Here is a 23362-nt window from a genome sequence, read left to right as displayed (position 1 = left end):
CCGCGCGGCGCATCGCGAGCTGCGCTCGCTCCTACGTTTGTTTCGGGCCAGTAACGCCTGTGGAAGGCGCGCGCGACCGCCTTGTTGGTACGACGCGATATCATGTCAGCCGCCAAGGCGTACGCGCGCAAATCCCACAGGATTAATTGGCCCGAAACAAACGTAGGAGCGAGCGCAGCTCGCGATGCGCCGCGCGGGCGGCGCTCGATCTACGCCCCACCACAAATCCCAAGACAGCCACCACATGGGCAATACGGTAAGCTTCAGCCCATGAACCTCGACACCCGCATCAAATACCGCCACCTGCTGTGCTTTCTGGAGATTGCCCGACAGGGCAGCCTGGCCAGGGCTGCCGACGTGCTCGCCATCAGCCAGCCGGCCATTTCCAAAACCCTCAAGGAACTTGAAGACCTGCTGGAAACGCGCCTGTTTGCGCGCAGCCGACAGGGTGTCGAACTGACCCCGGCCGGTACGCGCTTCATGCGTTATGCCGGGCCCAGTGTGCAGGCCCTGCGCGATGGCGTCAGCAGCCTGCGTGGTGAGGCGCGGGCGCCGTCGCAGGTGCGCATCGGCGTGCTGTCGACGGTCGAGGGCCTGCTTATGCCCGAAGTGCTCTGCCGCCTGCACCAGCGCCATGAAGCGCTGGTGATCAGTGTGGTCACCGGGGTCAGTGCGCAGCTGCTGGGCCAACTGCGGCTGGGCGAGCTGGAGCTGGTGGTCGGGCGCATGACCGACAGCCCGCAGATCCAGGGCCTGTCGTTCGAGCACCTGTACAGCGAGTCGATGAGCCTGGTGGTACGCCCGGGCCACCCGCTGCTGGCCGGCACACCCGTCGAGCGGGCCCAGGTGGGGCGTTATCCGCTGGTGTTGCCGCCAGCAGGCACCACCATCCGCCAGCATGCCGACAGCCTGTTCGTGCAATGCGGCATCCAGATGCCGGCGCAGCGCCTGGAAACCCTGTCGCTGGCCCTGAGCCGGCGCTACCTGCTGGGCAGCGATGGGCTGTGGGTGGCGCCACGCGATGCGGTGCTGCTCGACCTGCGCCGTGGCGAGCTGGTCGAGCTAGACCTGGGCGTGCGGGAGCCGGGTGGCTCGGTGGGTATTTGTCGCAATGCCGCCTTGCCGCAGAGCCTGCCGGGGCAGTGGGTGTGCGAGGTGCTGCGTGAGGTGGCGGGGCAGTACCGCGAAGGTCACTACCCTTGAGTGCAGGCCTCCGGGCATTCAACGAAATAAATCCCCTGCCGAACCGGGCAAAATCGACACAACCGGGCAATACTGGCCAGTGGCTGCAAACGCATTGATGAATAAGCGTTTAACTACTGAACTTCCTTACCAAAACCCGCTCCTATGCCGGTAGCCATTGGTGATGGCCGCCTGCTAAGCTCGCGGCTTTACCCTGATTGCCCTTATGGCGCATGAACAAGGAAATAGCATGAAACAGCATCGTTTGGCGGCTGCGGTTGCCCTGGTAGGCTTGGTACTGGCTGGCTGCGACCAACAAGCTAGCAGCCCCGAGCTGAAGACTCCGGCAGAGAAAGCCTCCTACGGTATCGGCCTGAACATGGGCAAGAGCCTGGCTCAGGAAGGCATGGAAGACCTTGATTCGAAAGCAGTGGCACTCGGTATCGAAGACGCCGTTGGCAAGAAAGAACAGCGCATCAAGGATGAAGAACTGGTAGAAGCCTTCACCGCGCTGCAGAAGCGCGCCGAAGAGCGCCTGGCCAAGGCCAGCGAAGAAGCGGCCTCTGCCGGCAAGAAATTCCTCGAAGAAAACGCCAAGAAACCAGGCGTGGTCACTACCGCCTCGGGCCTGCAGTACGAAGTGGTCAAGAAGGCCGACGGCCCTCAGCCCAAGCCTACTGACGTGGTTACCGTCCACTATGAAGGCAAGCTGATCGATGGCAAGGTGTTCGACAGCTCCGTCGAGCGCGGCAGCCCGATTGACCTGCCCGTCAGCGGCGTGATCCCGGGTTGGGTCGAAGGCCTGCAACTGATGCACGTTGGCGAGAAGTACAAGCTGTTCATCCCGGCTGAACTGGCCTACGGTGCACAAAGCCCAAGCCCGCTGATCCCGGCCAACTCGGTACTGGTGTTCGATCTGGAACTGATCGCCATCAAGGACCCGGCCCAGCTGCAAGGCGCCGAGCCGGAAGCCGAGGCCCCGGCCGAAGCCCCTGCAGAAGCACCCGCCAAGTAATACTGGCAGGTTCTTGCAAAACGCCCCGTCCTGACGGGGCGTTTTCGTTTACGACGATTGGACGAACCTGTAACTGCTGATACTGTCCGAGGAAATGCAGCTTGTTGCTGTAGGATGTTTCTGGCGCAAATCGTTTGCGGCCAGCTACCCACGTATTGAAACGGCTGTGTAAAAAACGCCCGATCTGACCGGGGCCCTTGCCTGGCAGGCACCCGAGGTCAGAAACGTGGCCCTGTTCACAAGGTTATCCACAATAAATGTGGATAACCTGTTCCGCGTGGAGGCTCCATGAGCGCACCTTGGAATTTCGCCCGTTTCCTGCCCTTGGCCGAGCGCCTGCTCAGCCGTGGCCGGTTGCCGGCCCTGCTGTTCGCCGTGGCCCGCAAAGGCCCGCGCATCGGCCAGTTGCGCGAGGACGTGAAACTGCTTCAGTCGCTATGCCTGGCATGGTGGCGCGGCGAATACCGTGCCATCAGCCCCAAGGCCCTGGTCACCATCGTGGCCGGCCTGCTGTATTTCGTCAGCCCTATCGATGCCATCCCCGACTGGCTGCTGGGCGTGGGCTTCCTTGATGACATTGCAGTGCTGGGCTGGGTACTGAAGACCGTGGCCGATGAGCTGGCGCGCTTCCGGGCCTGGCGCGACAGCCAGGCACCCGAGCGGCTGCGTGTGGTCGAGCGCCTGCCCGCAAGCCCCGAAGCGCTGCGCCTGGAGCGCAATACGCAGTGAAAAACGCCTGAACTGCACCTCAACCGGACAGACCCCGGAGTTGGTAATATAATTGGCATAAGGGTTATGCCTACGGATTACATGCTGTAATCCTTTTTAAAGGGGTTTGTAATGGGTATTCAGGTCATCAGCCGGGACGGTCAACCCGAGTACGCAGTCGTTCCCTGGGAGCAGTACCAGGCGCTGCTCAAGGCTGCAGGGCAGGCACCTGCCGAGGCCGTTGTCGGCGAACCGGCCATGGCAGCCGCTGCGGCGCAATTGCCAGCATTCAGCGAAGTGGCACAGATTCGCCAGGCCAAGGGCATCGCCCCTGAGCAGCTGGCGCGCAACGTCGGGGTAAGCCCGGCCTACCTGGCCATGATCGAATCGGGCGAGCGCCAGCCGGATGCAGCCATCCGCCGCGCCTTGGCCTGGCACTTGGGGGTGGCTGGCTGGAGCGAGCCATCATGAGCCAGGTCAGGATCAGCCGTCAGCACTGGGACAACCTGCTGGGCGAGCTTGACCTGGCCCGCCGTCAACGTCACTTGCTGACCTACCGAGCACTGATCGAGCGCTTGCAACTGCCCAGCCCGGCCATGCAGACGCTGACCGCCGCGCTGGAATACCTGGCAGTGCTGGATGCCCGTGCCGAGCAGCCGCTTCGCAGCTCGCTGGTGATCAGCCAGGGCGCCAGCCGTTTGCCGCGTACCGGCTTTTTTGAATGTGTCGAACGGTTAGGGCGGTTTGCCGGGCCGGTGGATGGCATGGAGGCCGCTTCCTGGCATGCTTCCGAGGTGGTTCGGGTGTTTGAGTACAGCTACCCCGAAACAGCCTGATTGGGCCTCTTCGCGGGCAAGCCCGCTCCCACAGGTACACCACCTTTCTTAAGTGTGGTGGAGATCCTGTGGGAGCGGTCTTGCCCGCGAAGAGGCCGGAACAGTCAACCTATCCCTGTGAATGAATCCACAGGCCCTGCCTTCAGCATCCACTACCTCCAACGCATCCAGATGCTGATGCCGCCCAAACAGCTCCAGCAACTGCCCAATGGTGGCATTCAACCGCACAGATGGATGCTCGGCCGGCGGCATACTCATCAGCGCCGGTAACGCACGCACCCCCAGCTCCTGCGGTCGCCCAAGCAGGTACCCCTGCACCAGGTCCACCCCCATCTCCCTCAGCACCGCCAGTTCCTCCGCAAGCTCGATCCCTTCGGCGATCACCTGCGCCTTCGAGGCCCGGGCAATCTGCAGGATCGAGCCAACGAACTCGCGCTTGAGCGGGTCGCGGTGGATACCGTCGATGAAGTGCCGGTCGATCTTCACGTATTCAGGGCGCAGCTCCGACCACAGCCGCAGGCTGGAATAGCCCGCCCCCAGGTCGTCGATGGCAATCGAAAAGCCCATGTCGCGGTAATGGTGCAGGGCATTGGACAAGAGCTGGAAGTCGTCGGTGGGGGTGTGCTCGGTCAGTTCAATCACTACCCGGCTGGGCGGCAGGCCGACCTGCTCCAGCAGTTTCAGGGTCAGGCCGGACGGGTAGTGTGGCTCCAGCAGCGATTCTGGCGAGATGTTGAGAAACAGCTTGCCCTGCAATTGCTGCTCGCTGAAGCGACGGCAGGCGCTTTCCCGGCAGACGGCTTCCAGTTCGGTCAGGCGGCCAGCCTGGCGGGCGATGGTAAACAGGTTCAACGGCGCGTGCAGCGGGCTGTTGGACGGGCCGCGGCTCAGCGCTTCATGGCCGAACACCCGCTGTTCGCTCAGGCACATGATCGGCTGGAACAGACTGTGAATACTGCGTTGAGCCAGGATGGCACTCAAGGCACTGAGCTGTTCGGCAACGGTCATGACGTATTCCTGAAAATGAAAGGGCCGGGCATCTGCATGCCCGGCCCTCGTATTTCACGACAGCGCGATGACTGTTTGATGACAGGTCGCATTATTCTGCCATCATCGTTGCAGCGCCTTACTTCTTGGCCACCTTGGTGCTGGCACTGAGGTAGTCGATCAGGATGCGACCGGTTTCCGACAGGTAGGCGTCGTCTTCCGGCTTGGTGTTTTCATCCTCGGTCGGCAGCGCGTCCTCGTCTTCTTTCTTCAGCTCTTTCAGCGGCTCTTCACCCTTGGCCTTGCGGCGGATGTTTTCCAGTGCCAGCTGCTTGGCCTCGATGTCATCGTGGCGCGCACGGCGCTCCTGCTCGTTGAGGCTGACGGTTTTCTCGTTCATGAGCTTCTGGGTCAGGGCCAGGCGGTCGCGGATGTAGGTGAACTCGGCATCCTTGTCGCTGCGCGCTTCATGCTGCGCCTTGAGCTGGGCCAGGAACGGCTTGAACGGGTCGGCCGCAGGCTTGACCACCGGGCGGATGGTGTCCCATGGCATGGCCTCGGGCAGGGCGCTCTCGCCGATTTCCTTGGTGTCGATGATCGACGGGTAGTCGATGTCCGGCAGCACGCCCTGATGCTGGGTGCTCTGCCCGGAAACCCGGTAGAACTTGGCCAGGGTCAGCTTCAGCTCGCCATGGTTGAGCGGCTGGATGGTTTGCACGGTGCCTTTGCCGAAGGTCTGGCCGCCGATGATCAGCGCGCGGTGGTAGTCCTGCATGGCACCGGCGAAAATCTCCGAAGCCGAGGCCGACAGGCGGTTCACCAGCAACGCCAGCGGGCCTTTGTAGAAGGCGCCCGGGTTTTCATCTTCCAGCACGTCGACGCGGCCGTCGCTGTTGCGCACCAGCACGGTCGGGCCTTTTTCGATGAACAGGCTGGTCAGCTCGGTGGCTTCCTGCAGCGAGCCGCCACCGTTGTTGCGCAGGTCGATGACCACGCCGTCGACTTTCTCTTTCTGCAGTTCGGTGAGCAGCTTCTTCACGTCACGCGTGGTGCTCTTGTACTCAGGGTCACCGGCGCGGTAGGCCTTGAAGTCCAGGTAGAAGGCCGGGATCTCGATGATGCCCAGCTTGTAGTCTCGCCCGTCCTGCTTCAGCTTGAGCACCGACTTCTTGGCCGCCTGCTCTTCAAGCTTCACGGCTTCGCGGGTAATCGACACGATCTTGCTGGTCTGGTCGCTAGGTGCATTGCTGGCCGGGATGATCTCCAGGCGCACCACCGAGCCTTTCGGGCCACGGATCAGCTTGACCACTTCGTCCAGGCGCCAGCCGACCACGTCGATCATTTCCTTGTTGCCCTGGGCCACGCCGATGATCTTGTCGGCCGGGGCCACCTGCTTGGTCTTGGCTGCCGGGCCTGCCGGTACCAGGCGCACGATCTTGACCTGGTCGTTGTCGCTTTGCAGCACCGCACCGATGCCTTCGAGCGACAGGCTCATGTTGATGTCGAAGTTTTCGGCGTTGTCCGGCGACAGGTAGTTGGTGTGCGGGTCGTAGGACTGGGCGAAGGTGTTGATGTAGGCCTGGAAGATATCCTCGGCACGGGTCTGGTCCAGGCGCGCCAGCTGGTTCTTGTAGCGTTTGGTCAGGGTTTCCTGGATCTGCTTGGGTTCCTTGCCGGCGATCTTCTGGCGCAGCACCTCATCCTTGACGCGTTTGCGCCAAAGGTCGTCGAGCTCGGCCTGGTCTTTCATCCACGGTGCGTCCTTGCGGTCGATCAGCAAGGTTTCCTTGGTGGTGAAGTCGATCTTGTCCACGCCCTTGTTCAACTCGGCCAGGGCGAAGTCCAGACGTTGCTTGACGCGGTCGAGGTAGCGTTTGTAGATGGTGAAGCCCGGGTCCAGGTTACCGCTTTTGAGGAAATCGTCGAATTGCGTTTTCCACTTGTCGAACTCGGCAATGTCGGCAGCGGTAAAGTAGCTGCGTGCCGGGTCCAGCAGCTTGATGTAGCTGTCATAGATGATGACCGAACGGGCATCGTCCAGCGGCGGCTTGCTGTAGTGGTGGCGCTTGAGCAATTCCACCACGTTGAGGCTGGCGACGATCTCGTCGCGGTCTGGCTGCAGGCTGTCCCATTTGTTGGCGGCCGTCGCATTGCCGCCGAGCGTGAGGCTGCCAAGGCCGATCATGACGGCGAGGGCGGTGCTTGGGAGGAAATGCTTCATGCTGATTCGACGTGGAGGCAATTGATCACGCATAGTAGGCCGTCTTTTCCGTTGCCGGTTCCATGGAGCCGGGCAAATACTGCAAAAAGCCTGAGGTAAGCAACCCCAGGCCCAGTCATGATTCAACTATGGAGGCACTGTGAAGGCATTGCAAGGCGTTGACGGACATGTGGAGTGGGTCGAGGCCGAACGCCCGGCCTGTGACGCGGGCCAAGTGCGCATTCGCGTGGCTGCTGCGGGCCTGAACCGCGCCGATCTGCTGCAGATGAAAGGTTTGTACCCGCCACCGCCGGGCGCCAGCCCGTACATGGGCCTGGAGTGTGCCGGGGTGGTTGAGGAAGTGGGCGCCGGTGCCGACTGGCGCGTGGGCGACCGTGTGTGCGCGCTGTTGGCCAGTGGCGCCATGGCCGAGGAAGTGGTGGTCGATGCGCGTCACGTGCTGCCTGTGCCCGAGGGCCTGAGCCTGCATGAAGCCGCGGCGTTGCCGGAGGTGTATGCCACTGCCTGGTTGAACATCTTCCAGCTCGGTGCTGTGAAGGCTGGCGAGAAAGTGCTGGTGCATGCTGGCGCCAGTGGCGTGGGCTCGGCCGCTATCCAGTTGTGCAAGGCGTTTGGCAGCCCGGTGTGGGTCAGTGTCGGTTCGCAGGACCGCCTGGCTTATTGCGAAGCGCTGGGCGCGACAGGGGGCGTGGTACGTAACGAAAACCTGGACGCGCTGGAAGGCTTTGGCCCGTTCGACGTGATTCTCGACCCGGTGGGTGCCAGCTACGGTGAGCTAAACCTCAAGCTGCTGGCCCGCGACGGGCGCTGGGTGATCATCGGCTTGATGGGTGGGCGCAAGTTCGAGCTGGACCTGGCGCAGGTGCTGGGCAAGCGCCTGGAGATTACCGGCTCCACGCTGCGCAACCGCGATGACGGCTTCAAGGCGGAGCTGCTGCGTGAGTTGCAACAGCAGGTGTGGCCGCTGTTTGCCGAAGGGCGGTTGTCGCCGCAGCTGGTTGACACCTACCCGGTGGAGTTTGCCCAGGCGGCGTATGCCGAGCTTGAGACTAATCAGGTCTCTGGCAAGCTGGTGATGGTGATTGACCCTAGCCTGGTGTAAGCAGGCCTGGCCCTTTCGCGGGTAAACCCGCTCCTACAGGATCACCGCAGATTCGAAATTTGTGTGATCCCTGTGGGAGCGGTTTACCCGCGAATAGGCCGGTTCAGGCAATAAATTACTCTCAGGTCCAGCTCAAAATCGGCCAGCGATTGATCTGGGCATGCTCCCGCAATACCGCATCCGGGTTCACCACATGCGGATGGTCCACCTTCAACAACAACGGCAAATCATTCCGTGAGTCGGAATAGAAACTCGCCCCCTCCAGATTTTCTTGTTCCTGATCCAGCCACTCCAGCAGCCGCGTAATCTTGCCTTCACGATACGTCAGCACCCCGTGGGTCTTGCCGGTATACACTCCGTTCACCGCCTCCAGCTCGATCGCCAGGTATTCGTCCACCCCCAGGCGAGCCGCAATCGGCCCAACCAGGTGCGTACCCGAAGCGGAAATGATCAGGATGCGGTCCCCGCGCTTGCGGTGTTCGGCAATGCAGCGGCAGGCGTCGCCGTAGATGATCGGCTCGATCACCTCTTCAACCCACGGCTCAACCAGGTGCTCGACTTCTTCCAGGGTTCGCCCGGCCATCGGCTCCAGACTGAAGGCCATGTAGTCCTCCATCTGCAGGTGGCCCTTGCCGTAGGCCTCCATCAGCTCATGGTCGCGGCGCAGAAATTCCTTGCCGTCGACCCAGCCCAGCCGGGCCATCTGTTCGCTCCACAGCGAAGCGCAGTCGCCGTGGATCAAGGTTTCGTCCAGATCGAAAATTGCCAGTGCCATTGTGCTGAATCTCCTTAGGCCACTTCCCGCAGCGCCGTGGGGTCGATCGACAAGCTTACCCGTTTTCCGTCCGCGTGCAGGTCGGCCGGCGAGCGGTTGAGCACGTCGACCACCAGCTCCACGTCGCGCACTTGCACGCGGTAGCGGATCACGTTGCCCAGCAAGCTGTGGCTGCTTACCTGGGCGTCCAGTTCGCCGTGTATGCCCAGTGTGATCGACTCCGGGCGGATCGCCAGGCGGCTGGCCACTGGGCGTTGCAGCAGGCGGCTGGCGCTGTCGGCATCGAGCAGGTTGTAGTTGCCGATGAAGCCGGCGGCAAACAGGTCCACCGGTGCGGTATAGAGGGTTTCGGCATCGCCGCTCTGGACGATGCGCCCCTGGTTCATCAGGAAGATGCGGTCGGACATCGTCAGCGCTTCTTCCTGATCGTGGGTGACGAAAATGGTGGTCAGCCCTAGCTCACGCTGGATGGCCCGGATCTGCTCACGCAGGTGCTTGCGAATACGTGCATCCAGTGCCGACAGCGGCTCGTCGAGCAGCAGCAGGCGAGGGCGGGTGACCAGCGAACGGGCCAGGGCCACGCGCTGGCACTGGCCGCCAGACAACTGGTGCGGGTAACGCCCGGCAAAGCTGCCCAGCTCCACCAGGTCCAGCGCCTCGCGCACCCGTACCTGGCTTTCGTCGGCCTTCACCTTCTGCATGCGCAGGCCAAAGGCCACGTTCTGCTCCACGGTCATGTTGGGGAACAGCGCATAGCTCTGGAACACCATGCCGATGCCGCGCTTTTGCGGGCTCACGGGCACGATGTCGTGGCCGTCCAGCAGGATCTGCCCGCTGTCCACCGGGGTCAGCCCGGCGATGCAGCGTAGCAGGGTGGACTTGCCGCAACCGGACGGGCCCAGCAGGGTAACGAACTCGCCGCGTTCGATGTGGCAGTCGATGTTCTCGAACACCGGGCTGCCGGCGTAGCTTTTTTGCAGTTTCTGTACGCTGACGAAGCTCATGTCAGGTCTTGTCCTTGTTCAGGCGGTTGGCGATCCAGGTCAGTACCAGCACGAAGGCGAAGTAGGAGATCACCAGCGCACTGTTGAAGTGGCCGCTGCTGTTACGCATGTTGTTCAGGTACACCTGCAGGGTTTCGTAACGGGTGCCGACCAGCAGGTTGGCGAACACAAACTCGCCAAACAGGAACGAAAACGACAGCAGCAACGCCACCATCAGGCCCTTGCGCAGGTTCGGCAGCACCACCAGCAGCGCGGCCTGCCAGGTGCTGGCGCCCAGCAATTGGGCAGCGTCCATCAGGTCGCGCAGGTTGATGGCTTGCAGGTTGTTGGTGATGGCCCGGTACATGAACGGCAGGGCGATGGTGAAGTAGCAGCCGATCAGGATCCACGGCGTGCCGACCATGGCCATCGGCCCGCTGCCGTACAGCTGCAACAGCCCCACCGACGACACCACCGGCGGCACCGCGAAGGGCAGCAGGATGAGAATGTTCATCAGCGCGTCCAGCCTGGGGAAGTGGTAGTGCACCACGAACAGCAGCGGCAGAATCAGCACTATCGACAGCAGCAGTGCGCCCACGCACACCAGCAACGACTGGCCGAAAGCGGCCAGGAAGCGTGGCTCGCTCCACAGCGCCGCATACCATTTCAGGGTCAGGCCGCTGGGCAGCAGGCTGGCCGACCAGCTGGTGGCCAGCGAGTAGAGCAGGGTGCCGGCCAGTGGCAGCAGCAGAATCAGGAACAGCAGGTAGACCACGGCGCGGTGGTACCAGCCGCTGGAACGGGCGTCAGCGCGCATGGTAGCTCCTCTTCAACAGCCATTGGTGCACCACCGTGACCAGCGTCATCAGCCCCACCAGCACCATCGCAAGGGCGCTGGCCAGGTTCGGGTCGAGGCTGATGTCGCCAGCCACCAGGCCGGCGATGCGAATCGGCAGTACGTTGAAATTGCCGGTGGTCAGCGCGTACACGGTGGCATAGGCACCGAGCGCGTTGGCCAGCAAGATGACGAAGGTGCCCAGCAGTGCCGGAGTGAGTACGGGTAGACCAATGTGCCGCCAGAACTGCCAGTGGCTGGCGCCCAGCAGCGCGGCCGACTCGCGCCAGTCTTCACGCAGGGCGTCGAAGGCGGGGTACAGCAGCAACACACCCAGCGGGATCTGGAAGTAGGTGTACACCAGGATCAGCCCGCTTTTGGAGTAGATACTGAAGTCTTCCAGCAGGCCGATCTGCTTCAGCAGCAGGGTCAGTGCGCCGTTGAAACCGAGCAGGATGATGAAGGCGAACGCCAGCGGCACCCCGGCAAAGTTACTGGTCATGTTGGCGAAGGCGCTGACGAAATCGCGCAGTTTCGAGTCCACCTGGCGCAGCGAGTAGGCGCCGAGGGTGGCGATGACGATGCCGAACAGGCTCGACCAGAAGCTGATTTCCAGGCTGCGTTGCAGCGCTTGCAGGTAGAACTTCGAGCTGAAGACCTTGCTGAAGTTTTCGACGCCCCAGCCGGCTTCCGATTGCAGGCTGTTGATCGCCACCCAGGCCAGCGGGGCGACCTGGAAGATGACGAAGAACACGGCGAACGGCAGCAGGCAGAGCAGGGCCAGATAGCGGCCACGGTTCACTTGAGCAACTCCCGGCACACCGTCTTGTCGTGCGCGGCACCCAGCAGTTCACAGATGGTCCCGCACAGCTCGGTCTGCAGCGGCTTGGCCGCCGGGTCCAGGCTGAAGGCGTCGCCGAAGACGAACAGCGGCACTTCGCGCTCCTCGGTCAGCAGCCCGTTGTGCGAGCGGTCGTTGTTCATACCGTGATCGGCGGTGACCAGCACCTGGTAACCCTCTTCCAGCCAGCCTGGCAGGTAGTCGGCCAGCAGGATGTCGGCGCTGCGTGCGGCGTTGCGGTACTGGCTGCTGTCCAGGCCGTGGCGGTGGCCGACGTCGTCGATGCTCATCGGGTGCACCAACAGGAAGTTGGGTGCGTGGCGGCGGCGCAGGTACTCACCGTCGGCCAGCAGGTGCGAATCGGGGTAGCGGTCGTCCCAGTAGAACAACCCATGCTGGATCGGCAGCTTCGGCGCGTGGGTGTGGCGGTCGCGCTGCGGGTCGAAGGGTGAGCGGTTATACAGCTCGCTCATCCAGTGATAGGCCGCTGCTGCGGTGCCCAGGTTGGCCTCGCGGGCGTAGTGGAACACACTGCGCTGGTTGGACAGGCGGTTGACGTTGTTGTGCACGATGCCGCTGTCGATGGGGGGCACGCCGGTGAGGATGCACTCGTACAGCGGCCGCGACAGCGACGGCAGTTCGCATTCCACGCGGTACAGCGCGGCGCGGTCGGCCTCGACGTAGGCGTGCAGGTGGCCCATGGCGTGGTGGGCGACCTGGTAGTTGAGACCGTCCAGCAGGACCAGGATGACGTTGTGTTGCATGATTGCTCCAGTCGTAAACCGCGTTGGCTTCTTCGCGGGTAAACCCGCTCCCACAAGTACTGCACTAGGCTCAGGACCTGTGCTGTACCTGTGGGAGCGGGCATGCCAGCGAAAGGGCCGGATCAGACACTACAGAAATGAGCCCTCACTCCATCTCGATGATCACTTGCTCTTGCCACATCTGCGGCAGTTTCTTCGAGGTGGCTTCCCAGGCTTCGGCATTCTTGATCGGTTGCGCGGCCTTGTACTGCTCGTTTGGCAGCAACTTGGCCTGCACATCCGCCGGCAGCGTCAGGTGCTCGGCACGGATCGGCCGGGCATGCCCCTTGGCCAGGTTTATCTGCCCGGCATCGCTGAAGATGTATTCACGCGTCAGCTTGGCCGCATTGGGGTGCTTGGCGTATTTGTTGATGATGGTGGTATAGCCGGAGATCACCGTGCCGTCCGACGGGATCAGCACTTCGAAACGCTTGGGGTCGATCTGCTCGCGGTAGCTCAGGCCGTTGAAGTCCCACACCACGCCGACCTCGACCTCGCCTTTCTCGATGGTCTGGATGGTCGGGTTGGCCAGCGACAGGCGCTTCTGCTGGGCCAGTTTGGTGAACAGCTGCAGGCCCGGCGCCACGTTGGTTTCGTCGCCCTTGTAGGCAATGGCCGCCGCCAGTACACCGTTGGCGGCTTGTGCGGCGGTGCCGACGTCACCGATGGCGACCTTGTACTTGCCTTTTTCCAGGTCATGCCAGGAGGTCGGGCGTTCGCCTTCCTTCACCAGGTCCTTGTTGATGATGAACGCAATGGTGCCGGTATAGGCCAGCGCCCAGTGCCCGTCCTTGTCCTTGGCCCACTCCGGTACCTGGTCCCAGGTGCTGGGCTTGTACGGCTGGCTGACGCCCTTGGTCACGGCGATGGGGCCGAAGGCGGCGCCCACGTCGCCGATGTCGGCGCTGGCGTTGTCCTTCTCGGCTTCGAACTTGGCGATTTCCTGCGCCGAGCTCATGTCGGTGTCACTGTGCTTGAGGCCGTACTTGCTGGCCAGGTCTTCCCAGGTGCCTTTCCAGTTGGCCCAGGCATCGGGCATGCCCACGCTGTTGACGGTGCCTTCCTTGCGGGCGGCGTCTTCCAGGGCCTTTAGGTCCGCGGCCATGGCCGAGGTGCAGAACGCGATGGCCGAACCGAGCAGTGACGCCATGAACAACTTTTTCATCCGTAGCTCCTTGGGTGGGTGCCTTTTTACGATCGTTGTTATGAGTGAAGCCGTTGCCTGGAACCTTTGGTCTAGGTCAGCAAACCTTGAGCCAAGGTAGGCCGCTTGCGTGACAGTTTGATGTAGGGGAGGGCCTGTACAGGTAGCGTCGAGCCCTTGGCAGTACAGCGTAGACCATGCCACAGCCCCGGTTTTTCTGGGCTGGCCCGATTCTGGCAACAGTATGGTTGCAGCGTTGTCACGGGATGTTCATCAGCCCTGCCTAGGCTTGCACTATTCTCCAAGTGCCCTGTTCTGGGGCTGGACTAGTCCAGATAGGTAACCTTTGATGCAGTCGATGCCACCGCGTGCGGTAACAGCCATCTGCCATGCCCTGCAGGAGCAGATCGAGCACGGCCTGCTGGCCCCGGGGGGCAAGCTGCCGGCCGAGCGCAAACTCAGTGAGGTGTTCGACACGACGCGCATCACCCTGCGTGAGGCGCTGGCGCAGCTGGAGGCCCAAGGCCTGATCTACCGTGAAGAACGCCGCGGCTGGTTCGTTGCACCCGAGCGGCTGACCTACGACCTGATCGAGCGCAGTCACTTCCATGCCATGGTGCGCGACCAAGGGCGGGTGGCCAGTACCGAGCTGCTGTCGGCGCGCTTGCAGCCAGCCTCGGCGGCCATCTGCGCACGCTTGCAGCTGCCGGCCTTGTCCAGTGTGGTGCGTATCTGCCGGTTACGGCGGATTGATGGGCGGGCGGTGCTGTATGCCGAGCATTACCTGAACCCCCGGTACTTTCCGGGGATTCTCGAACAGGAGCTGGCGCAATCGCTTACCGAGATATATGGGCGGGTGTATGGCATCCGGTACGGGCAGGTGTGCTTCGAGATCCTGCCGACGGCGTTGCCGGTAGAGGCGGCGGGGGCGCTGAAGGTGTCGACGGGCAGCCCGGGGCTGCACATCACGCGGGTCAACAGTGATCAGCATGGGCACCTGATCGACTGTGACCTGGAGTATTGGCGGCATGATGCCATTCGTATTCGTGCCGTGGCGGGTTAGGGCCTAGCTGGAGGCGCCGGATTGCGCCATTCCACCACCACCCGCAGTCACCACCTGCACCGACAACCGTGGTGTCGCCAAGTCCAGCCCTGCCTCATCCAGCTGCCGCTTCAGCGCCAGGTTGAAGGCCCGCGACACTTCCCACTGCTTGATCGGCGCCGTCTTGAACCGCGCCCGCAAAATTGCCGACCCCGACTCGAAACTCTCCACCCCTTGCAGTTCCAGTGGCGACCAGATGTTGCGGCGCATCAGCGGGTCATTGCGCAGCTTTTGCCCCACTTCGCGAATCAGCGTGATCGCCTGGTCGATGTTCATGTTGTGCGGAATCGCCACGCGGAAAATCGCATAGCCAAACTCCCGCGAGTAGTTCTTGATGCTCTTGATCTCGCTGAAGGGGATGGTATGCACGATGCCGTCAATGTCCCGCAGGCGCACGGTACGAATGGTCAGCCCCTCCACCGTGCCCAGGTGGCCGCCCACGTCCACGTAGTCGTCGATGGCCAGCGAGTCCTCGATGATGATGAACAGCCCGGTGATCAGGTCCGCCACCAGTGACTGTGCGCCAAAGCCGATGGCCAGGCCGATCACACCGGCACCGGCCAGCAGCGGGGTGACGTTCATGCCCATGTTGGCCAGGGCAACGATCACCGCGATGATGAAGATGACCACGAACATCACGTTGCGGATCAACGGCATCATGGTTTGCGCACGGGCGTTGGCCAGGCCCCGACGCGAGCGCACCAAGGCATGGTGCACGGCGGTGTCGGCAAGGATCCACACCAGCCAGGCGACGATCAGTGTGCCGGCAAGGCCCAGCAGGCGCAGGCTGATGTCGTGGCCGTCGCCCTCTGCGAAGCTGATCATCGACAGGCCCCACACACGCAGGCCCAGCTCGATGAATACCAGCCAGATGAACAGGTGCACCAGCAGGTAGCCAAAGTTGCGCAGGCGCTCGGCATACACGGCCTGGCGCTTGTTGGCGCGTTTGGGGTTGGCCGCATGGCGGCGTACCAGGCCGTTCAGCACCATGCACACCACCACCAGCACCGTGCACATCAGTGACTGGCGCAGGGCGGTGCTGGTGTCGCCCGCCGAGATGAAGGTGGCGAACAGCGAAATGGCCACCAGAATCAGTGCCGGAATGAACCAGAAGCTGCCGAGAATCTCGATGGTGTCGCTCAGGGTGCGCCGGGTCAGGCGCCGCGACAGCGGCTGGTTGCGGATCAGGTGGGCGATGGGGCGGCGAAAGCGCAGGATGAACAGCCCGGTGCACAGTGCGGCGATGACGTTGGCCAGGGTGGCCAGGGCATGGGCCAGGTGGGTACCCAGTGCAACCAGCATGCGCGGGTCGCTCATGGCCTCGCCAAACGCAGCGAAGCTGCCGATCAGCCACAACGGGCGGAACGCCTGGCGCCGCAGGATGTGCAGGGCGCGGTGGCGGTGCGGGCCGTCCAGCAGCGAGAAGGCGATGACGCAGATGGCCGAGAAGCAAGTGCCCACGACCAGCGCGTAGGCCAGCACCATGGCCAGCGATTTGCCCAGCGACGGCGGCAGCACGAAACTCAGGTAAACGGTGAATACCAGCGCCACCAGCCATGGGCCGAGCTTGCGCAAGGCAAAGCGCACCAGGTCCCAGGTGCGCGGGTGTTGCGGTAGTTCTTCGCTCAGGCCAAAGCGCAGGCGTATCCGGTGCCCGACCCAGTTGAAGGCGTAGGCCAGCACACTCCACACGGCAATGACAGCGGCAAAGCCGAACAGGATGGCTGGCCACTGGTGCACCGGCACCATCAGTTCGGTCAGTTCCGCCTGGGCCTGTTCGATTTCCGCCGCCCAGCGATGGAACGGGCTGGCGTCGCCGCTGAACTGTTTTTCGAAGTCATGCAGGGCACCGCCGATCAGCCCGAGCACGCCCTGTTCGACGCTGGGTTGCGACTGCTTGGTCGCGTCGCGCAGCTTTTTCAGGTCGGCCAGCAGCTTGGCCCGCTGTTGGTCGTTTTCGAGGTTCTTGATCACCTCGTCCAGCGACTTGCCCAGCGGCTCGGTGGCCTCCGGTTGCGCAGGCGCACTGCCACCCAGCAGGCCAGGCAGGCCCGCCGCCTTTACCGGGGTGATGAACAGCAACAGCAGCAGGAACAGGTAACGCAGGAGGGCAAGCACTGGCAAATCTACCTCAGGTCAAACGATTGACCGAGTGTAGAGGTTTATGACGGCAGTTTCTCAAGGATCTTCCAGCAGGTGAGGCCGAAGATACCCAAGGTGCCGATCCACATCATCAGTACCCCGATATTGCGTTCGCGCATGCTGAAGCCGATTGTCAGCAGCATCAGGAACAGGAACACCGGCACGAACAGGGACAGGAACGGGGACATGGACAGCAATCCTTTTGCAGTGGGGCCATGTATCAAGCATAGCGGGTGGCAAGCGAGGCGGGATTGACCTTGAGCAGGTCCGGCCCTTTGCGGATAAAACCGCGATAGGGCCGGACCTGCCTACATCAAGGCAACTCGCGGCTACGGTAGAAGGCGGTCAACACCTTCACCAGGTGCGCCAGGTCATGGCTGCCGCACAGTTCACGAATCGAATGCATGGCAAAGGTCGGCAGCCCGATGTCCACCGTGCGCACCCCCAGGTGGCTGGCGGTAATCGGCCCGATGGTCGAACCACAGCCCATGTCGCTGCGCACCACAAAGCTCTGCACCGGCACTTCTTCGGCCATGCACAGGTGGCGGAAGAACCCGGCGGTTTCGCTGTTGGTGGCGTAGCGCTGGTTGTTGTTCACCTTGATCACCGGCCCGGCGTTCAGCTTGGGCCCGTGGTTGCCGTCGTGCTTGTCGGCGTAGTTGGGGTGCACGCCGTGGGCGTTGTCCGCCGACACCATCAGCGAGCGCTGAATGGTGCGCACGTAGGCGTCGCCATCCGGCAGCAGGCGCTGCAGGGTCTGCTCCAGCATCGGGCCATCGGCGCCGCAGGCTGAGCAGCTGCCGACTTCTTCGTGGTCGTTGCACACCAGCACGCAGGTTTCATCACTGTCGGCGGCCAGTAAGGCTTGCAGGCCGGCGTAGCACGACAGCAGGTTGTCCAGGCGGGCGCCGGCGATGAAGTCGCCGTTCAGGCCGACCAGTGCGGCATCCTGGGTGTCGTAAAAGCTCAGCTCGTAATCCAGCACCACGTCGGCGATCAGCTCGTGCTCGCGGGCCAGTTGCTCGGTGAGCAGGGCGCGGAAGTCGATGCGCTCGTCTCCGGCCACCTGGGCGAGGATGGGCGGTAGCTCGTTCTGCGGGTTGATCGCCCAGCCTTCATTGGCGGTGCGGTTCAGGTGAATGGCCAGGTTGGGGATGATCGCGATCGGCAGCTTGAAGTCGATCAGCTGGCTTTCAACCTTGCCGTCACGGCGGTAGGTAACGCGCCCGGCCAGCGACAGGTCGCGGTCGAACCACGGCGCCAGCAGGGCACCGCCATACACCTCGACACCCAGTTGCAGAAAGCCCTGGCGCTGCAGCTCGGGCTGCGGTTTCACCCGCAGGCACGGGCTGTCGGTGTGGGCGCCGACCATGCGGATGCCGTTCAGCAGGGGGGCTTGCTTGCCCAGCTTGATGGCGATGATTGAGGAGTCGTTACGGGTGACGTAATAGCGGCCGCCGGGCACGGTGGCCCAGCTGTCGCGCTCGTCCAGGCGCTGGTAGCCGGCCGCTTCCAGGCGCTGGGCCAGGCTGGCGGTGGCGTGGAAGGGCGTGGGGGAGGCCTTGAGGAAGTCGATAAGGCCAGAATTCAGTGCGTCGCGCATAGCTCACTCCAGACAGCAGTGGCGCGAGTTTAGCGTATTAAGTCGACAAATTGTGTCTGCCTCTTCGCGGCTAAAGCCGCGAAGAGGCCTGTAAAGGCAGTACACATTCAGAAGGGCGCTGGGCACTCGAACTTCAACCGCTCCCCCGACACCGGGTGGGTAAAGCTCAGCATGGATGCATGCAGGCACAGCCGCTCATGCGCAGCCAGCGCCTCAGGGTTGGCATACAGCCGGTCACCCAGCAGCGGATGCCCGATCGACAGCATGTGCACACGCAACTGGTGAGAACGCCCGGTAATCGGCGTCAGTTCCACCCGGCAGTAATCGCCACAGCGCTCGACGATGCGCCAGAAGGTCAGTGCGTGCTTGCCCTGTTCGTGGTCCACCACATGCCGTGGCTTGGTTGGCGGGTCGTAGCGCAGTGGCAGGTCGATGCTGCCACTGTCCAGCGCCGGTTGGCCCCAGCACAACGCGGTGTAGGCCTTTTCGGTTTCGCGGTCGTGAAACTGGCGAGACAGCTCGCGGTGGCTGTCGGCATCGCGGGCCAGCAGGATGATGCCGGAGGTTTCCCAGTCCAGGCGGTGCACGATCAGCGCATCAGGGTAGCCGTTTTGCTGCAGGCGGGTGATCAGGCAGTCCTTGTTGTCTTCGGCGCGGCCGGGCACCGACAGCAGCAGGGTCGGCTTGTTGATCACGAGGATGGCGGCGTCTTCGTGCAGGATCTGGATGTTCGACAGCGGCATTGCGTGGTCTCTGTTAAATCGGGGAAAGCTATTGGGGCCGCTTTGCGTCCCATCGCGACACAAGGCCGCTCCTACAGGGGAGTGCATTCCCTTGTAGGAGCGGCCTTGTGTCGCGATGGGCTGCACAGCAGCCCCAAATTCCCGGTAGCGCGGATCAGCGATCCGGCAGGGTAATGTTCAGCTCCAGAATCGAGCAGCTGCCCTGGTTTTCCAGCTCGATATGCACATCATCGTTGCCGATGTTCACATACTTGCGGATGACTTCCAGCAGTTCTTTCTGCAGCGCCGGCAGGTAGTCCGGTTCGCTGCGTTGGCCGCGCTCGTGCGCCACGATGATCTGTAGACGCTCTTTCGCTACCGACGCGCTGGTCTGTTTCTGTCTGCCACGAAAGAAGTCAAAAAGGTTCATGGTTTACTTGCCTCCAAACAGGCGCGCGAAGAATCCTTGCTTCGGCACTTCGATGAACCGCAGGGGCTTCTCTTTGCCCAGCAGACGGTCGACGGTGTCGCTGTAGGCCTGGCCGGCATCACTCTGGTCGTCGAGGATGACCGGGATACCCTGGTTGGAAGCCTTCAGCACGGCCTGGGACTCGGGAATCACGCCCTTGAGCTTGATCGCCAGGATTTCTTCGACGTCGGCGATGCTCAGCATTTCGCCCTTTTCCACGCGCTCGGGGTGGTAGCGGGTGATCAGCAGGTGTTCCTTGATTGGCTCTTCGCCGTTTTCGGAGCGGCGCGACTTGCTCGACAGGATGCCCAGCATGCGGTCGGAGTCACGTACCGAGGACACTTCCGGGTTGGTGACCACGATGGCTTCGTCGGCGAAGTACATGGCCAGGTGCGCGCCTTTCTCGATACCGGCTGGCGAGTCGCAGATGACGAAGTCGAAGTCTTTCTTCAGTTCCATCAGCACCTTTTCAACGCCTTCCTGGGTCAGCGCGTCCTTGTCACGGGTCTGGCTGGCGGCCAGCACGTACAGGTTCTCGAGGCGCTTGTCCTTGATCAGGGCCTGTTGCAGGTTGGCTTCGCCGTTGACCACGTTGACGAAGTCGTACACCACGCGGCGTTCGCAGCCCATGATCAGGTCGAGGTTACGCAGGCCCACGTCGAAGTCGACGATGACGGTCTTGTGGCCACGCAGTGCGAGGCCGGTACCAATGGCGGCGCTGGTGGTGGTCTTGCCCACACCCCCCTTGCCGGAAGTAACCACGAGAATCTTGGCCAAGGTGTTTCACCCCTAAAATAGTCGGGACACGGGTCCCTGCAAATAACTGAAATAGCTTAAATAACGGCAACGGTAAAAAAGTTGCTCTAAAAATGCTGGCAAGTATCCGTTAAAGACGGGTGATGTTCAACACGTCACCAGACAGGCTGACTTGCACGCCGGTGCCCCACAGCGGGTCGCGGCGCAGGTCTTCGCAGACCTTGTACTGGCCGGCGATCGAGACCATTTCGGCGGTCATCTGCTGGCAGAAAATACGCGCCTTGGTGTTACCTTTGATGCCGGCCAAGGCGCGGCCGCGCATGGCGCCGTACACATGGATGTTGCCATCGGCCAGAAGTTCCGCACCCGGGCTGACCGAAGCGGTAACGATCAGGTCGCCACCTTGGGCGTAGATCTGCTGGCCGCCGCGTACCGGCGAGGTGATGATGCGGGTCGGGCGCACTTCGGGTTCCGGTGCCGGTGGTGGGGCCGGGGCCGGCTCGGGCTTTCTGACCACCTCGGGCTCGGGCTCCAGTGGCCGCTCGCGGGCGCCGGAAGGCGGCAGTACCGGCAGGTCGATGGCGATGGCGGCAGCGATGTCCTCGATGCGGTTGGCGCGGATGGCCAGGGTACGCAGGCCGTGGTGGCGGCAGATCCGCATCAAGCCGGGCAGGTCGATTGCCCCTTCGTCGGCTGGCAGTTTGTCCAGCGCCAGCACCAGCGGCGTGTTGCTGAAGAAGTTCGGTGCCTGGGCGACTTTGGCCGCCAGCTGGCGGTCGAGGGCTTCAAGGTCATTGCGCGCCAGTTCCAGTACGGTAATGGCGAGCATGCTGCCCTTGAGCTGGAACACGGAGGCAGTGTCGGGTGTGTGGTTTGGGCTCATGGTCTGCATAGACGGCTTGTTGCGAGAAAAGTGCCCTGACTTATAACGAGAACACCGGTTGCCCGCAACATGCACTGATCCGTTGTAGAATGCGCGGCCTTTGTCTTTCCGGATGCTTCAATGGAACGCCCGCGTTTTCGTCCCTATTACCTTCATCCCAAGTTCTGGGGCCTGTGGCTGGGCCTGGGCCTGCTGTGGCTGGTGGTCCAGTTGCCGTACCGGGTGCTGTTGAAAATCGGTGCCGGGTTGGGTGCCGTGATGTATCACTTTGCCGGTGAGCGTCGGCGCATTGCCGCACGCAACCTGGAGCTGTGTTTCCCGGAGCTGTCGGTCGACGAACGGCAGCGTTTGCTCAAGGCCAATTTTGCGTCCACCGGTATCGCCTTCTTCGAAATGGCCATGAGCTGGTGGTGGCCCAAGGCCAGGCTGGCGCGCCTGGCCCATGTCGAAGGGCTGGAGCATCTGCAGGCCGCCCAGCAGGCGGGGCAGGGCGCCATCCTGATGGCGGTGCATTTCACCACGCTGGAAATCGGCGCGGCGCTGCTGGGCCAGCAGCACACCATCGACGGTATGTACCGCGAGCATGGCAATGCGTTGTTCGACTTCATCCAGCGCAGTGGGCGTGAGCGGCATAACCTCGACTCGCTGGCGGTGGAGCGTGAGGACGTGCGCGGCATGCTCAAGCTGCTGCGTTCGGGCCGTGCGATCTGGTACGCACCGGACCAGGACTACGGCGCCAAGCAGAGCATTTTCGTGCCGCTGTTCGGTATCCCGGCTGCGACGGTAACTGCCACTACCAAGTTTGCCCGGCTGGGCAAGGCGCAGGTGATTCCGTTCACCCAGAAGCGCCTGGAGGATGGCAGCGGCTATCGTCTGGTGATCCACCCGCCGCTGCAAGACTTCCCGGGGGAGAGTGAAGAGGCTGATTGCCTGCGCATCAACCAGTGGGTTGAAAGTGTGCTGCGCGAGTGCCCTGAGCAATACTTGTGGGCGCACCGCCGGTTCAAGTCGCGGCCTGAGGGTGCGCCGCGGCTCTATGACAAGAAAAAGCGCTGAAAGCAGCTGAACCAGGAAGGATGCCATGGCCCCACCTCCGGTAACCGGTCTTATCCTTTCTGGCGGCGGCGCCCGCGCGGCCTATCAGGTCGGCGTACTGGCCGGCATCGCCGAGCTGCTGCCGGCCGGCGCGCACAACCCCTTTCCGGTCATCGTCGGCACCTCTGCCGGTGCCATCAATGCCGTGACCCTGGCCAGCGGTGCCACTCATTTCAACGACGCCGTGCAACGGCTTACCACCTTCTGGCGGAACTTTCGCAGCCACCTGGTCATCCGCAGCGACTGGCCCGGGGTGGTGCGCCAGGCCAGTCGCTTCGTTGGCCACAACCTGTTAGGCATTGGTGGCCCGGCACCCGTGGCGCTGCTGGACAGCAGTCCCTTGCGAGGCTTGCTGGAGGCACACCTGAACCTGGACGGCATCGGCCATTCCCTGGCCGCCGAGCAGTTGCGCGCCGTGGCAATCACGGCCTTTGGCTACGAGTCTGGTCAGGCGGTCACCTTCTACCAGGGCCGTGGCAGCATCGAGGCCTGGCTGCGTCACCGCCGCATTGGCGTACCCACGCCGCTGACCATCGACCACCTGCTGGCCAGTGCGGCCATTCCGCTGCTGTTTGCCCCGGTGCAACTGGGCGACGAGTATTACGGCGACGGTGCAGTCCGCCAGTCGGCGCCCATCAGCCCGGCCTTGCACCTGGGCGCCAGCCGGGTGCTGGTGGTCGGGGTCAGTGGCAACCCGCAGCGGCCAGCGCCGCCGTTGCCGACCCAGCGGGTGTTCAGCGGGCAGCAGCCGAGCCTGGCACAGATTGGTGGGCACATGCTCAACAGCACGTTCATTGACAGCCTGGAAGACGATATCGAATTGCTGCAGCGGCTCAATCATTTGAGCCGGTTGCTACCGGCACATCTGGATGCCCGTCGCCTGGGGCTGGCGCCGATCGACGTACTGGTGGTGGCGCCCAGCCAGCCGCTGGACGAGATTGCCGCACGGCACCGGCGTGAGCTGCCGGCGGCGTTGCGCTTGTTCCTGCGTGGGCCGGGGGCGACGCGGACCAGCGGGGCCGGGGTGTTGAGCTATTTGCTGTTCGAGGCGAGCTATTGCAGTGAACTGATCGAGCTGGGGCGAAGGGATGCCCTGGCCAAGAAGCGGGAACTTTGTCAGTTCCTGGGGATTTGATATTGCTTGCACCGGGCCTTTCG

General features: G+C 62.9%; 24 protein-coding genes. 9 read left to right on the top strand and 15 right to left on the bottom strand.

From position 1 onward, the window contains the following. Positions 1-270 precede the first annotated feature (270 nt). The 5 genes from pcaQ to ACF8R4_RS11495 all read left to right on the top strand — a co-directional run bounded on the left by pcaQ (position 271) and on the right by ACF8R4_RS11495 (position 3741). Entirely contained in the window at positions 271-1203 is a 933-nt protein-coding gene (gene pcaQ / locus ACF8R4_RS11515; protein ID WP_060497591.1) for a pca operon transcription factor PcaQ, read from the top strand. A 229-nt stretch (positions 1204-1432) separates the two neighbouring features. Next, entirely contained in the window at positions 1433-2197 is a 765-nt protein-coding gene (locus tag ACF8R4_RS11510; RefSeq protein WP_016715510.1) for an FKBP-type peptidyl-prolyl cis-trans isomerase, read from the top strand. 288 nt (positions 2198-2485) lie between these two features. After that, on the top strand, positions 2486-2926 hold the full coding sequence (locus ACF8R4_RS11505; protein WP_104834133.1) for a YkvA family protein: 441 nt from the start codon (positions 2486-2488) through the stop codon (positions 2924-2926). 111 nt (positions 2927-3037) lie between these two features. Further along, positions 3038-3376 (top strand): helix-turn-helix transcriptional regulator, encoded by a 339-nt coding sequence (locus tag ACF8R4_RS11500; protein ID WP_060497589.1) that lies wholly within the window; start codon positions 3038-3040, stop codon positions 3374-3376. Beyond that, complete coding sequence (locus tag ACF8R4_RS11495) at positions 3373-3741, top strand: hypothetical protein (protein WP_016501064.1); 369 nt, start codon at positions 3373-3375, stop codon at positions 3739-3741. The genes ACF8R4_RS11500 and ACF8R4_RS11495 overlap by 4 nt, the downstream gene beginning before the upstream one ends. Positions 3742-3789: 48 nt before the next feature. Here ACF8R4_RS11495 and ACF8R4_RS11490 read toward each other — a convergent pair whose 3' ends face one another. Beyond that, positions 3790-4749: an EAL domain-containing protein gene (locus ACF8R4_RS11490; RefSeq protein ID WP_060497588.1), complete on the bottom strand. Its 960-nt coding sequence runs from the start codon at positions 4747-4749 to the stop codon at positions 3790-3792. Between the two features lie 118 nt (positions 4750-4867). Next, entirely contained in the window at positions 4868-6949 is a 2082-nt protein-coding gene (locus ACF8R4_RS11485) for a carboxy terminal-processing peptidase (protein WP_177337077.1), read from the bottom strand. A 139-nt stretch (positions 6950-7088) separates the two neighbouring features. Here ACF8R4_RS11485 and ACF8R4_RS11480 point away from each other — a divergent pair, with 139 nt between their 5' ends. After that, on the top strand, positions 7089-8051 hold the full coding sequence (locus tag ACF8R4_RS11480) for an NAD(P)H-quinone oxidoreductase (protein ID WP_060497586.1): 963 nt from the start codon (positions 7089-7091) through the stop codon (positions 8049-8051). Positions 8052-8172: 121 nt separating this feature from the next. Here ACF8R4_RS11480 and ACF8R4_RS11475 read toward each other — a convergent pair whose 3' ends face one another. The 6 genes from ACF8R4_RS11475 to ACF8R4_RS11450 all read right to left on the bottom strand — a co-directional run bounded on the left by ACF8R4_RS11475 (position 8173) and on the right by ACF8R4_RS11450 (position 13453). Beyond that, a complete protein-coding gene (locus ACF8R4_RS11475) occupies positions 8173-8826 on the bottom strand; it encodes an HAD family phosphatase (RefSeq protein ID WP_060497585.1) in 654 nt (217 codons plus the stop codon). A gap of 14 nt (positions 8827-8840) precedes the next feature. Next, complete coding sequence (locus ACF8R4_RS11470; protein WP_060497584.1) at positions 8841-9830, bottom strand: ABC transporter ATP-binding protein; 990 nt, start codon at positions 9828-9830, stop codon at positions 8841-8843. A 1-nt stretch (position 9831) separates the two neighbouring features. Beyond that, the gene (locus ACF8R4_RS11465) at positions 9832-10626 is read right to left on the bottom strand and encodes an ABC transporter permease (RefSeq protein ID WP_060497583.1); all 795 of its coding nucleotides are present in this window, start codon (positions 10624-10626) and stop codon (positions 9832-9834) included. After that, positions 10616-11446, bottom strand: coding sequence for an ABC transporter permease subunit (locus ACF8R4_RS11460; protein ID WP_060497582.1), 831 nt, complete (start codon positions 11444-11446; stop codon positions 10616-10618). Before ACF8R4_RS11460 ends, ACF8R4_RS11465 begins: the two co-directional genes overlap by 11 nt. Continuing rightward, positions 11443-12249 carry an alkaline phosphatase family protein gene (locus ACF8R4_RS11455; RefSeq protein ID WP_027609476.1) on the bottom strand — a complete coding sequence of 269 codons (807 nt, stop codon included), beginning with the start codon at positions 12247-12249 and terminating at the stop codon, positions 11443-11445. The genes ACF8R4_RS11460 and ACF8R4_RS11455 overlap by 4 nt, the downstream gene beginning before the upstream one ends. Before the next feature lie 145 nt (positions 12250-12394). Next, the gene (locus ACF8R4_RS11450) at positions 12395-13453 is read right to left on the bottom strand and encodes an ABC transporter substrate-binding protein (RefSeq protein ID WP_016715521.1); all 1059 of its coding nucleotides are present in this window, start codon (positions 13451-13453) and stop codon (positions 12395-12397) included. Positions 13454-13781: 328 nt separating this feature from the next. Between ACF8R4_RS11450 and ACF8R4_RS11445 the strand changes: the two genes are divergently transcribed. After that, complete coding sequence (locus tag ACF8R4_RS11445; RefSeq protein WP_060497581.1) at positions 13782-14495, top strand: UTRA domain-containing protein; 714 nt, start codon at positions 13782-13784, stop codon at positions 14493-14495. 3 nt (positions 14496-14498) lie between these two features. On the opposite strand, the gene ACF8R4_RS11440 is transcribed toward ACF8R4_RS11445, so the two are convergent. The 7 genes from ACF8R4_RS11440 to minC all read right to left on the bottom strand — a co-directional run bounded on the left by ACF8R4_RS11440 (position 14499) and on the right by minC (position 21118). Then, positions 14499-16652 (bottom strand): mechanosensitive ion channel family protein, encoded by a 2154-nt coding sequence (locus ACF8R4_RS11440; RefSeq protein ID WP_104835419.1) that lies wholly within the window; start codon positions 16650-16652, stop codon positions 14499-14501. Positions 16653-16696: 44 nt separating this feature from the next. Next, positions 16697-16864 carry a hypothetical protein gene (locus tag ACF8R4_RS11435; RefSeq protein WP_016715524.1) on the bottom strand — a complete coding sequence of 56 codons (168 nt, stop codon included), beginning with the start codon at positions 16862-16864 and terminating at the stop codon, positions 16697-16699. Positions 16865-16989: 125 nt separating this feature from the next. Then, entirely contained in the window at positions 16990-18279 is a 1290-nt protein-coding gene (locus ACF8R4_RS11430; protein ID WP_016715525.1) for a M18 family aminopeptidase, read from the bottom strand. A 107-nt stretch (positions 18280-18386) separates the two neighbouring features. After that, the gene (locus ACF8R4_RS11425; RefSeq protein WP_060497580.1) at positions 18387-19022 is read right to left on the bottom strand and encodes an RluA family pseudouridine synthase; all 636 of its coding nucleotides are present in this window, start codon (positions 19020-19022) and stop codon (positions 18387-18389) included. 154 nt (positions 19023-19176) lie between these two features. Continuing rightward, the gene (minE, locus tag ACF8R4_RS11420; RefSeq protein ID WP_003252572.1) at positions 19177-19431 is read right to left on the bottom strand and encodes a cell division topological specificity factor MinE; all 255 of its coding nucleotides are present in this window, start codon (positions 19429-19431) and stop codon (positions 19177-19179) included. 3 nt (positions 19432-19434) lie between these two features. Continuing rightward, positions 19435-20247, bottom strand: coding sequence for a septum site-determining protein MinD (gene minD, locus ACF8R4_RS11415; RefSeq protein WP_016715526.1), 813 nt, complete (start codon positions 20245-20247; stop codon positions 19435-19437). Between the two features lie 109 nt (positions 20248-20356). Beyond that, positions 20357-21118: a septum site-determining protein MinC gene (gene minC / locus ACF8R4_RS11410; protein ID WP_019097103.1), complete on the bottom strand. Its 762-nt coding sequence runs from the start codon at positions 21116-21118 to the stop codon at positions 20357-20359. A gap of 111 nt (positions 21119-21229) precedes the next feature. Here minC and ACF8R4_RS11405 point away from each other — a divergent pair, with 111 nt between their 5' ends. Both ACF8R4_RS11405 and ACF8R4_RS11400 read left to right on the top strand, forming a co-directional pair. Further along, complete coding sequence (locus ACF8R4_RS11405; RefSeq protein WP_104834137.1) at positions 21230-22165, top strand: lipid A biosynthesis lauroyl acyltransferase; 936 nt, start codon at positions 21230-21232, stop codon at positions 22163-22165. Between the two features lie 25 nt (positions 22166-22190). Further along, a complete protein-coding gene (locus ACF8R4_RS11400) occupies positions 22191-23339 on the top strand; it encodes a patatin-like phospholipase family protein (RefSeq protein ID WP_392492410.1) in 1149 nt (382 codons plus the stop codon). Positions 23340-23362: the final 23 nt, after the last annotated feature.

This window comes from Pseudomonas sp. FYR_2, assembly GCF_043106425.1.
GTDB lineage: Bacteria > Pseudomonadota > Gammaproteobacteria > Pseudomonadales > Pseudomonadaceae > Aquipseudomonas > Aquipseudomonas monteilii.
The sequence above is the reverse complement of the archived record's forward strand: the minus strand, read 5'-3'. Positions and strand labels throughout refer to the sequence as shown.